The organism is Glycomyces harbinensis (assembly GCF_900101745.1).
GTDB lineage: Bacteria > Actinomycetota > Actinomycetes > Mycobacteriales > Micromonosporaceae > Glycomyces > Glycomyces harbinensis.
In genome coordinates this window covers 69,750-80,339 of the sequence record NZ_FNAD01000020.1, presented here as the reverse complement: position 1 = coordinate 80,339, position 10,590 = coordinate 69,750, and the positions used below count along the sequence as shown (strand labels likewise).

General features: G+C 71.2%; 10 protein-coding genes. 2 read left to right on the top strand and 8 right to left on the bottom strand.

Translation table 11 applies throughout. From position 1 onward, the window contains the following. The first annotated feature begins 92 nt into the window (after positions 1 to 92). Positions 93 to 1,313, top strand: a complete 1,221-nt coding sequence (locus BLQ63_RS24545; protein WP_091040215.1) for an NAD(P)/FAD-dependent oxidoreductase — start codon at positions 93 to 95, stop codon at positions 1,311 to 1,313. A 29-nt stretch (positions 1,314 to 1,342) separates the two neighbouring features. On the opposite strand, the gene BLQ63_RS24540 is transcribed toward BLQ63_RS24545, so the two are convergent. From BLQ63_RS24540 to mshA, 8 genes are all read right to left on the bottom strand, one after another. Beyond that, positions 1,343 to 2,917, bottom strand: a complete 1,575-nt coding sequence (locus BLQ63_RS24540; protein ID WP_091040173.1) for a PH domain-containing protein — start codon at positions 2,915 to 2,917, stop codon at positions 1,343 to 1,345. Further along, the gene (locus BLQ63_RS24535; protein ID WP_091040172.1) at positions 2,914 to 3,411 is read right to left on the bottom strand and encodes a PH domain-containing protein; all 498 of its coding nucleotides are present in this window, start codon (positions 3,409 to 3,411) and stop codon (positions 2,914 to 2,916) included. Before BLQ63_RS24535 ends, BLQ63_RS24540 begins: the two co-directional genes overlap by 4 nt. Before the next feature lie 194 nt (positions 3,412 to 3,605). Further along, positions 3,606 to 4,598 (bottom strand): L-glyceraldehyde 3-phosphate reductase, encoded by a 993-nt coding sequence (gene mgrA, locus BLQ63_RS24530; RefSeq protein ID WP_091040171.1) that lies wholly within the window; start codon positions 4,596 to 4,598, stop codon positions 3,606 to 3,608. Between the two features lie 93 nt (positions 4,599 to 4,691). After that, complete coding sequence (locus BLQ63_RS24525; RefSeq protein WP_030162216.1) at positions 4,692 to 5,378, bottom strand: response regulator transcription factor; 687 nt, start codon at positions 5,376 to 5,378, stop codon at positions 4,692 to 4,694. A gap of 31 nt (positions 5,379 to 5,409) precedes the next feature. Then, a complete protein-coding gene (locus tag BLQ63_RS24520; RefSeq protein ID WP_091040170.1) occupies positions 5,410 to 6,636 on the bottom strand; it encodes a sensor histidine kinase in 1,227 nt (408 codons plus the stop codon). 88 nt (positions 6,637 to 6,724) lie between these two features. Continuing rightward, positions 6,725 to 7,477 carry a phosphoglyceromutase gene (locus BLQ63_RS24515; RefSeq protein WP_091040169.1) on the bottom strand — a complete coding sequence of 251 codons (753 nt, stop codon included), beginning with the start codon at positions 7,475 to 7,477 and terminating at the stop codon, positions 6,725 to 6,727. A 157-nt stretch (positions 7,478 to 7,634) separates the two neighbouring features. Next, entirely contained in the window at positions 7,635 to 8,111 is a 477-nt protein-coding gene (locus BLQ63_RS24510; RefSeq protein WP_091040168.1) for a type III secretion system chaperone family protein, read from the bottom strand. 181 nt (positions 8,112 to 8,292) lie between these two features. Continuing rightward, positions 8,293 to 9,528: a D-inositol-3-phosphate glycosyltransferase gene (gene mshA / locus BLQ63_RS24505; RefSeq protein ID WP_091040214.1), complete on the bottom strand. Its 1,236-nt coding sequence runs from the start codon at positions 9,526 to 9,528 to the stop codon at positions 8,293 to 8,295. Positions 9,529 to 9,883: 355 nt separating this feature from the next. Here mshA and BLQ63_RS28635 point away from each other — a divergent pair, with 355 nt between their 5' ends. After that, positions 9,884 to 10,555 (top strand): TetR/AcrR family transcriptional regulator, encoded by a 672-nt coding sequence (locus BLQ63_RS28635; RefSeq protein ID WP_177155091.1) that lies wholly within the window; start codon positions 9,884 to 9,886, stop codon positions 10,553 to 10,555. Positions 10,556 to 10,590 lie beyond the last annotated feature (35 nt).

The following is a 10,590-nucleotide window of genomic DNA, read 5'->3' as shown; positions in this document are numbered from 1 at the left end:
CCGCCCGCGGAGCGGGAGAATGGGGCCGACCCGCCGCCCATGAGCCACGGAGGCGCCCGTGAGCGGCCACGCCGATGCTTCGGGAGAAGTACATGAGTAGCGCACCGCACGTCATCGTCGGAGGCGGCCTCGCCGCCTCCAAAGCCGCTCAGACCTTCCGCGAGGAGGGCTACGAGGGCGACCTCGTCATCGTCACCGGGGAGGCGCACCGGCCCTACGAGCGCCCGCCCCTGTCGAAGGACTACCTGCGCGGCGAGGCCGACCGCTCCGCGCTGTTCACCGTCGACGAGGACTGGTACGACCGGCACGCCGACGTGCGCACCGGCAGCCCCGCCACCGGACTCGACCCCGGGGCCAGGAGGCTCGCGCTCGCCGACGGCACGGCCCTGGAGTACGCGAAGCTCCTGCTGGCGACCGGTTCGAGCCCGCTCGTCCTCCCGTTCCCCGGCGCCGACCTGCGCGGCGTCCACCTGCTGCGCACCGTCGAGCAGTCCGAGCACCTCGCCGCCGCGTTGAAGGAGGCCGAGCGCGTCGCGATAGTCGGCGACGGCTGGATCGGCATGGAGGTCGCCGCCTCCGCGCGCCAGATGGGGCGCGAGGTCACCGTCTTCGGGCTCGGCGCGCAGCCGCTCGAACGCGTCCTCGGACCCGAGATGGGGCTGGTCTTCGGCAAGCTCCACACCGACCACGGCGTGGACCTGCGGCGGCGCACCCAGGTCGCGAAGATCCTGGGCGAGGAGGGCCGCGCCGTCGGCGTCGAGACGAAGGACGGCGAGCGCGTCGACGCCGACCTCGTGCTGCTCGCCGTGGGCGCGACCCCGAACACGGGCCTCGCGGTCGCGGCCGGACTCGAGCTGCGGGGCAGGGAGTTCGGCGGCGGCGTCGCGGTCGACGGCAGGCTGCGCACGAGCGGCGCCGACATCTGGGCCGCCGGCGACATCGCCTCGGTCCCGTCGCCGCGCTTCGGCCGCCCGGTCCGCGTCGAGCACTGGCAGACCGCGATCGACTCGGGGCGCCACGCGGCCAGGGCGATGCTCGGCGACGACACGGCGTACGACAAGCTCCCGTACTTCTTCACCGACCAGTACGACCTGGGCATGGAGTACACGGGGTTCGTCGCCGGACCGGACGCCTACGACGAGGTCGTGGTGTCCGGATCGGTCGAGTCCCTGGAGTTCGTCGCGTTCTGGGCCAAGGACGGGCGCGTGCTCGCGGGCATGGGCGTGAACACCTGGGACCGGATGGGCGAGGTCGAGGCGATCATCAGGGCCGAGAAGGCGCCGACGACCGAAGCGCTGCAGTCGTTCCGATGACGGTCCGCTGCACCGCTCCGGTCTGGGCGTCAGTCGCCTTCCCGGATCAGGAACGGCCGCAGCAGGTCCGGGACCGCGTCGTCGGCGAAGTCGAGGATCTCGTGCTCGTCGGCGTCGATCACCGCGTAGTGGCCCTTGCCCGCGGCGGTGGTCGCGTCGAGGGTCATGAGCCCCATGCGCTTCTGGAACACCGACTGCGTGATGCGCCAGCCGATGATCCCGGAGCGGTCCAGGTGGACCGTGGCGCGGCGGGTGCTGCCGCGCCGCGAGACCAGGTGGCGGCGGGTGCGCGCGTGGCCGAGTGACTTGTACGCGTCGAAGGCCGTCCACACCGCGAAGACCGAGCTCCCCCCGGCCGCAAGGATGATGGCCGCGCTCAGCAGGGCCGGGAGCGACCACAGCAGATGGCACGTCACGGCCGCGGCGACCAGGACCACGACGGCGATCGCGGCCCAGCGGAGGCGTCTTGTCAAGGCGGTCTTGGGATGCGGGGCCAGGTCGGTCGCGATCGGGCCGATCACCGCTTCGGCGGCCGCCCGCGTGGTGTCGAGTGGCGCGGCGGGCACGAGCGTGCTCAGGTCGCTGCCCTCCTGGTCGGTCTTGAGGCCGATGGCGACGACGTCGAGGCGCCCCGCGCCCGCGGCGCGCACGCCGAGCGGCTCGACCAGTTCGATGCCGCGGATGCGCTTCTCCTCGAGGCTGAGCGAGCGCAAGGTCATGAGACCGCGCTGCACTCGGAGCGTCCCGCCGGGTTCGCGGTCGAGGCGGTGGTTCCACCAGGCCTCGCCTTGGAGGAGCAGGCTGCCGGCCGCGCCGATGATCAGGAACGCGACGAGACCGACGACCAGCGCCGTCCAGGCCCCGTACTCCTCGATCATGTCGCCGACGATCTCGACGGGCAGGCCGCCCCTGCCGAACCAATCGGCGACCTGGAAGACGGCGCCGATCACGACGCCCGCGAGCATCGGGGTGAGGAACGACAGCGGTGCGTACTTGAGCCAGCCCGGCTCCCAGGTGGCGAGTCGCTGCCCGCCGTCGGGGCCGACCTCGGTCCCGGCCCCGACCGCGTTGCGGCGCAGGAGTTCGGCGCGGAGGCGGTCGGCCTCGGTCTTGTGGACCGAGTCGAGCGTGAGGGTCTGCTCGGTCGTCGAATCGGTGCCGCCGCCGGTCTCGCCGGTGCCGACCTTGACCTTCGTCAGGCCGAAGATCCGCTCAATCGGGTTGGCGGCCAGGTCGACCGAGCGGATGCGTTCGCGCGCGAGGGAACGTCGGCGTTTGAACCAGATGCCCGAGGTCATCTCGACCCGGAGGCCGGTGACGCGGTAGCGGGTGGTGCGCAGGCGGATCACCTCGGAGAGGACCACCGCGCCGATGACCAGCGCCGCGCCGGGTACGACCCAGGCCAGCGCGATGGGCCACGAGGTTCCCGAGGCGATGCCGATCGCGGTCGGCACGCCGGCCGCGATCATGGCGCCGAGGATGAATATGGCCGAGACCTTGAGGACGTCGGGGTGGAGTCGCAGCCAAGGGTTCTCGGTGTCTTCGAGTTCGGCGGTGCCGGTGCTGCCGTCGAGCGCTGCGGTGTCGGGCTGCTCGTCGGTCATGTCGCGTCCCCGGGGGTGGCGTCGGTGAGTTCGGTGAGGCGCGCGGCCAGGGCCGACGCCTCGTCGTGATCGAGCCCTTCGAGTTTCACGGCCCCGGCGGAGGACGCGGTGGTCACGACCACGGTGGACAGACCGAATGAGCGTTGCAGCGGGCCCTGCGTGGTGTCGACGGTCTGGATGCGCGACATCGGCGCGATTCGCCAAGTGCGCCAGAAGTATCCGGTGAGGGCGTAGACCGCGGTGTCGGTGACCTCCCAGCGGTGGACGCGGTGCTTCCACACCGGCGAGACCAGCGCCGAAACCAGGCCGATCAGGAGGATCACGGCGGCCGGGCCGAGCAGCCACGGGCGGGCGGGCGCGATGAGGATGCCGAGGACCGCCAGTGGGACGACGAGGACGGCGGTGGTGATGATCTCCTGCCAACGCCACCAGGACTTGGCGCGAGGATCGAACCGGTTCCGGGGCGGGCGAAGGGTGGTCGTCGATGGGCTCATGCCACGAATCGTAGTGAACGGGGGCGGACCGGACTTCCGACTCGGGGCGGATCTTGAGCGCTCCGGTGTCATACCCAGGTACCGCCTCGCAACGGTCCCTTGGCCGTCCCTCGGGTGGTGAAGGCGAGCACCTCGTCCGGGGCGCGGATCGGTGGTCCTTCCGGGATCCCACCGATCCGTACCGTTGTCGCCTTTCAGCCGACGGCGTGGACGTCGATCGCGGCGAGCTCCTCGTCGGTGAAGTCGAGGTTCGCGAGCGCGCCGATGTTGTCCTCGAGCTGCGCGACGCTGCTGGCGCCGATGATGACGCTGGTCATCCTGGTGTCGCGCAGGGCCCAGGCGAGGGCGGTCTGCGCGAGGGACTGGCCGCGGGCGGCCGCGATGTCGTTGAGGGCCCGTACGCGGTCCATCTTCTCCGCCTCGAGGGCGTCCTCGTTGAGGAAGACGCTGGTGCGCACGCGCGAGTCCTCGGGGATGCCCTTGAGGTACCGGTCGGTCAGGAGCCCCTGGGCGAGCGGGCTGAAGACGATGCAGCCGGCGCCGACCTCCTCGAGCGCGTCGAGCAGGCCGTCGCGCTCGGTCCAGCGGTTGAACATGGAGTAGGACGGCTGGTCGATCAACAGCGGCGTGCCGAGATCCTTGAGGATCGCGGCGGCGGCCCTGACCTGCTCGGCGTTGTAGTTCGAGACGCCGGCGTAGAGGGCCTTGCCCGAGCGCACGATCGCGTCGAGGGCGCCCATGGTCTCCTCGAGCGGGGTCTCGGGGTCGGGCCGGTGGTGGTAGAACACGTCGACGTAGTCCAGGCCCATGCGCTGGAGGGACTGGTCGAGCGAGGAGACGAGGTACTTGCGCGAGCCGTGGTCGCCGTAGGGGCCGGGCCACATGTGGTACCCGGCCTTGGAGGAGACGACCATCTCGTCGCGGTGGGCCTTGAGGTCCTCGGCGAGGACGGTGCCGAAGTTCTGCTCGGCGCTGCCGCCGGGAGGGCCGTAGTTGTTGGCCAGGTCGAAGTGGGTGACGCCCAGGTCGAAGGCGCGGCGGATGATGGCCCGCTGGGTCTCCAGCGGCCGGGTGTGGCCGAAGTTCTGCCACAGGCCGAGGGAGATCGCGGGCAGCTTCAGGCCGCTGCGGCCGGAGCGTCGGTACTGCATGTTCTCGTAGCGGTCGTCCGCGGGAAGGTGAGTCACGAATGCAGCCTATCTGGTCCGGAAAGCGTCATCACAAAAATGAACGCCAGGTGGCCGGTCATGCGGTCTCCTGGCGTTCGCGGTCTCGGCGGTTCAGGCGTGGGGGTCGAACTTGTAGCCGAGGCCGCGCACGGTGACGAGGTGGCGGGGCTTGCCCGGCTCGGGCTCGATCTTGGAGCGCAGGCGCTTGACGTGCACGTCGAGGGTCTTGGTGTCGCCGACGTAGTTGGCGCCCCAGACGCGGTCGATGAGCTGGCCGCGCGTGAGGACCCGCCCGGCGTTGCGCAGCAGCATCTCCAGCAGCTCGAACTCCTTGAGCGGCAGCTGCACGTCCTGCCCGCCGACGGTGACGGTGTGGCGGTCCACGTCCATGCGCACCGGCCCGGCCTCCAGGACCGTGACGATCGGGTCGTCGGGCTCGGCGGAGCGGCGCAGCACGGCCCGTATGCGGGCGACGAGCTCGCGGGAGGAGTAGGGCTTGGTGATGTAGTCGTCGGCGCCCAGCTCCAGGCCCACCACCTTGTCCACTTCGGAGTCGCGGGCGGTGACCATGATGATCGGCACGTTCGAGTTCGCCCGCAGTTCTCGGCAGACCTCGGTGCCCGACTTCTCGGGCAGCATCAGGTCGAGCAGGACCACGTCGGCACCGGCGCGCTCGTACTCCTTGATGGCGGCGTCGCCGTCGGCGGCCACGGCCACCTCGAAGCCCTCCTTGCGGAGCATGTAGGAGAGGGCATCGGAGAACGATTCCTCGTCTTCAACTACGAGCACGCGGGTCACGAGTGAACCTTTCTGACGGGCGTCTTGCTGATTATGTTCCGATTGCATCCGAGTCCGGTGCCATGGCGTCGGACGGAAGGGAACGAGCAGGCAACATCAAGGTAAACACTGATCCAGCTTCGGGCATACTGGACACTTCAACCCTACCCCCGTGGTTGACCGCCACGTGCTTGACGATCGCCAGGCCGAGGCCGGTGCCGCCGGTCGATCGCGAACGGGCCGCGTCCACGCGGTAGAAGCGCTCGAAGATCCGGTCCAGCTCCTCGGCGGGAATGCCGATGCCCTGGTCGCGGACGGCGATGCACACCATCTGCACCCCGGCCAGATGGCCGGTGGGGGAGCGCACGGAGGTGGAGACCTCCACGCTCGTGTTCTCGGGTGAATAGGAGATGGCGTTGCCGACGAGGTTCTTCACCGCGGTCACCAGCTGCGACTCCGAACCGAGCACCTCGGCGCCGCCGACGCCGGTGTACTTCAGCTCGATGTGCTTCTCCTCGGCCGATATCCGCGTCTGGTCGAAGGCCTCGGCGACGATCCGGTCGACCTCGACCGGCTCGGGGTCGGGCAGCTTCTCCGCGCCTTGGAGCCTTGAGAGCTCCAACAGGTCGGTGACCAGGTGGTTCATGCGGACCGACTCGGACTGGATGCGGGTGGCGAAGCGCGCGGCCGCGTCCGGGTCCTCCGAGGCGTCCTTGAGGGCCTCGGCGAGGATCTGCATGGCGCCCACGGGGGTCTTCAGCTCGTGGCTGATGTTCGCGACGAAGTCGCGGCGGACCCGCTCGACGCGGTGCAGCTCGGAGATGTCCTGGAACTCGGCGACGGAGATCCCGTCGGCCATCGGCGTGATCCGGACGCTCACGGCGCTCGGCTCGCCCATGACCTGCTTGGGGACCTCGACCTCGGCGTCGCGGTAGCGCCCGGAGCGGCGCGCCTGCGCGAGCAGGGCCCGCAGCGTCAGCGAGACGATCTCGTGGTCGTCCACCAGGCCCAGGTCGCGGGCGGCGCGGTTGGTGTAGAGGACGCGGTTGTGGTCGTCGACCAGGCACACGCCGGTGCGCAGCAGGTCGGTCGCGGCCTCCCACGGGCGGGAGTCGGCGACGGGGGCGGTGCGGGACTCGGGACGGGAGGGGCTTCCGCGGTGACGCACCCGCAGGAGGGCGGTCGCGGCGGCGCCGAAGGCGGCACCGGCGGCGAGGCCGGTGAGGACGCGCCCGACCCCCTTGCGCAGGCTCTTGGGCGACGGTTCGTTGTGGGCCACGATCCCAGACTAAGCGCGGAACGGCCCGGCGTCGAGCGCCGGGCCGTTACACATGTCACCTCGCGTTAACCCTGGGTGGCGGGCAGGGCTATTTCTTGCCCTGGGCCGCGACGGCGGCGGCGGCCTTGGCCGCGGTCTCGGGGTCGAGGTACTCCCCGCCGGCGACGACCGGCTTGAGGGTTCGCTCGTCCAGCTCGTAGCGCAGCGGCATCCCGGTGGGGATGTTCAGTCCGACGATCGCGTCGTCGCCGACGCCGTCGAGGTGCTTGACCAGGGCGCGCAGCGAGTTGCCGTGGGCGGCGACCAGCACGGTCCGCCCGGCCCGCAGGTCGGGGACGATCCCGTCGTACCAGTAGGGGAGCATCCGCTCCAGGACGTCCTTGAGGCACTCGGCGCTGGGGTTGACCTCGGGGGCGAGGGCGCGGTAGCGGGGGTCGCCGTCCTGGGAGAACTCCGATCCGGGCTCGATGGGCGGCGGCGGGGTGTCGTAGGAGCGGCGCCAGGTCATGAACTGCTCCTCGCCGAACTCGGCGAGCGTCTGGGCCTTGTCCTTGCCCTGGAGCGCGCCGTAGTGGCGCTCGTTCAGGCGCCAGGAGCGCTTGACGGGGATCCAGGAGCGGGCGGCCTCGCTGAGGGCGAGCTCGGCGGTGTTGATGGCGCGGCGCAGCAGCGAGGTGTGCACGACGTCGGGGAGCAGGTCGGCCTCGGCGAGCAGCCGCCCGCCGCGGCGGGCCTCGTCCTCGCCGGCGGCCGACAGCTTGGCGTCGACCCACCCGGTGAACAGGTTCTTGGCGTTCCATTCGCTTTCGCCGTGGCGAAGCAGCACGAGTGTGTAGGTCATGCCCCTATCCTGCCGCCTCGCCGACCGTCCGGCCGCCCGGTCGCCGGACGGGTGTGGCGGGCGTCGCCCCCGCCGTCCCGCCTGCTGGAACGGGTGCGGTCCGGGGCGCCTTCGGACCGGCGGTCGCGGTCGACGAGCGCCGGGGCAGGGGGCGGGCTCAGTCGTTCGGCTTGAGGTGCGCGAAGGCCTCGAGGTTCTTGACGGACTCGCCGCGGGCCAGTCGCCAGCGCCATTCCTCCTCGATGGAGGTCCTGAAGCCCAGTTCGAGGATGACGTTGAAGGTCTCGTCGGCCGCTTCGAGGACCTGGCCGAGGACCCGGTCGAGCTCGTCGGCGGTGACGGCGGCGAACGGGAGGCGCCCGACCAGGTGGACGTCCTCGGACTCGTCGGTCGCGAAGGACACCGCGTAGAGCTTCCCGTTGCGCCGCAGCAGTTCGGCCCAGACCGCCTCGCGGTTCTCCTCGGGCCGGCGGGCCACGAACGCCTCCACGCGCAGGGCGTGGTCCTCGACCACCAGGCCGCAGGCGATGTTGAGCTTGCGCCGCCCCGGGAGCGAGACGACGACCGAGCGGGGGCCGTCCTCGCGGTAGTCGGCGCCGGTCTCGTCGAGGGCCGACTTGAGTTGCTCGATCACGAGGTCTCCTGCGCGTCGTCGGGCCGGCCCCTCCCGTCGAGAGGCGGAAGTCAACGGTAGGCCAGGTTCGTCCGGTGGCGCGGCAGGGCCGCTGTCGGCCTTGGTCCGGGCCCCGCTTCCCGTGCGGCAGGGCCGCGTCAGCGGTGGGCCGGGTTTCGCTTTCCGTGGGGCAGGGCCGCTGTCAGCGGTTGAGCGTGATCGCCTGGGAGCGCATGAGGAGCGCCCTCCGGTAGGCGCTGCTGAGGCCTTCGGCGGTGGCCTGCCAGGAGAAGAGCGCGGCGTGGGTGCGGGCGCCGGCGGCCAGGCGCCGGCGGAGGTCGTCGTCGCCCATGAGCCTGCCGATGGCGCCGGCCCAGTCGTCGGAGGAGTGGGAGTCGACCAGCAGGCCCGAGGAGCCCTCGGCGACGGCGGTCGGCAGGCCGCCGACGCGCGCGGCGATGACGGGGGTGCCGGTGGCCTGGGCCTCCAGGGCGACCAGGCCGAACGACTCGTTGTAGCTGGGGACGGCGACGGCGTCGGCGGCCCGGTAGACCTGCGCGAGCGCCTCGCCCGAGCGCGGGGTGCGCCACTGGACCGTCTCGCCCAGGCCGAGCTCGCCGGCGAGTTTGGGCAGCCAGTACAGGTCGGTGTTCGAGGGGCCGCCGACGAAGACCGGGACGATGCGCCGGGCCAGCTCGGGGTCGGTCTCGCGCAGCCGGGCGAGGCCGCGCAGGAGCACGTCCGGGGCCTTGGCGGGCTGGATGCGGCCCACGAACGCCACGACCAGGGCGTCCTGGGGGAGGCCGAGGGCCTGACGGGCGGCGTACCGGTCGCCGGGGCGGAAGACGCCCAGGTCCACGCCGGGGTGGATCACCTCGACGCGCCGGGTGTCGGCGTTGTAGTAGCGGTGCAGCTCGGCGGCTTCGGCCGCGGTGTTCGCGATGAGGAGGTCCGCCTCGGTCGTGATCTGCTCCTCGCCGACGACCCGGCCGATCGGCTCGGGCGAGTCGCCGTCGGCGAGCTGCGCGTTCTTCACCTTCGCGAGGGTGTGGAAGGTCTGCACGAGCGGGACGCCCCACCGGTCCGCGGCCACCCAGGCGGCCTGGCCGGAGAGCCAGTAGTGGGCGTGGATGAGGTCGTAGTGGCCGGGCCGGTTGCGGGCCTCGGCGCGCAGCAGGCCGCCGGTGAAGGCGCACAGCTGCGTGGGAAGGTCGTTCTTGGACAGGCCCTCGAAGGGCCCGGCCGGGAGGTGGTGGACCAGGACGCCCGGTTCGGCCTCGACCGTGGGAGGCTCTTCGGAACTCGTCGCGCGGGTGAAGATCTCGACCTCGACGCCGGCGCGGGCGAGTTCGCGGGCGGTGTTGAGCACGTAGACGTTCATGCCCCCGGCGTCGCCGGTGCCGGGCTGCGCGAGCGGGGAGGTGTGGACCGAGACCATCGCGACGCGGTGGACGGCCTGCTTGCGGCATCGGGCCCGGAAGGCCGGGGTGCGCCGTGTGTTCACGTGTATGTCCTCTCCGCCGTCGCCTCCCCTAAGGCAACGCGCAAAACACTCGCAATCCTTCCGTGCCCGGGTGTTCGCACACAACCGTCACCACCGTCAGAGTGACCAAATACGCATCCCGTCAAGCCGCCGGGCGACATGGAGTTTTCGTTCCGTTTCGTGTCGACATGGTGACACTCGGTCGGGGGAACATGGAATTTCTCTCGCGACACGACCGGGAATGAGCCTCAAATCCGGGCAAGTCGTCCATGATGGGGAGACTTGTCATCACGAGGGGGGAGACAACACCATGAGCACAGCAACCGTGCCGGCCGCTCGGCAGCCCACGATGTCACCGGTGTCCAAGTTCGGGGCGACGCACTCGCTGCGCCGCCTGCCCGTCCAGGAACGATCGGCTGCGCGGGTGCGCCGAATGCTCGACGCCGCCGCCGACCTGATCGAAGAGGTCGGCTACGACCGGCTCTCGACCACGGCCATCGCCCAGAGGGCCGACGTCGCCATCGGATCGGTCTACCAGTTCTTCGGCGACAAGCGCTCACTGGCCGAAGCGCTGAGCCAGCGCTACATCGACCTGTACTTCGAGCGCCTCGCCGCCCGCTTCGACGCCGAACCGCCCGCCGACTGGCGCGGCGGAGTCGAGGCCGCGATCAGCGAATACGTCCACATGTACCGCACCGCGCCCGGCTTCCGCGTCCTCCACCTGGCCGACGCGATCGACCCGGGCCGCGCCGACGCCGTCACCACCGGCGGCGACGTCATCGCCGACCAGATCCTCGCCGGACTCGCCCACCGCTTCGGCATCGGCGGCGACGACGAACTCAACAAGACCGTCACGGTCGCCGTCGAGACCGGGCAGGCCCTGGTCCGCCTGGCGTTCCGCCGCGACCCCGACGGGTGCGCCGCCTCGATCGGCGAGGCCAACGGCGTCGTCTGCGACTACCTCGCGCGCCGCCTGACGTGAGCCGCCCCGGCAGGTCCCACGCCGGACCTGTCGCA

What these genes read in the sequence shown, in the direction of transcription:
- BLQ63_RS24540 (WP_091040173.1), bottom strand. Translation starts at nt 2,917, where the DNA reads ATGACCGACGAGCAGCCCGACACCGCAGCGCTCGACGGCAGCACCGGC.
- BLQ63_RS24515 (WP_091040169.1), bottom strand. Translation starts at nt 7,477, where the DNA reads ATGACCTACACACTCGTGCTGCTTCGCCACGGCGAAAGCGAATGGAAC.
- BLQ63_RS28635 (WP_177155091.1), top strand. Translation starts at nt 9,884, where the DNA reads ATGAGCACAGCAACCGTGCCGGCCGCTCGGCAGCCCACGATGTCACCG.
- mshA (WP_091040214.1), bottom strand. Translation starts at nt 9,528, where the DNA reads ATGGTCTCGGTCCACACCTCCCCGCTCGCGCAGCCCGGCACCGGCGAC.
- BLQ63_RS24535 (WP_091040172.1), bottom strand. Translation starts at nt 3,411, where the DNA reads ATGAGCCCATCGACGACCACCCTTCGCCCGCCCCGGAACCGGTTCGAT.
- BLQ63_RS24545 (WP_091040215.1), top strand. Translation starts at nt 93, where the DNA reads ATGAGTAGCGCACCGCACGTCATCGTCGGAGGCGGCCTCGCCGCCTCC.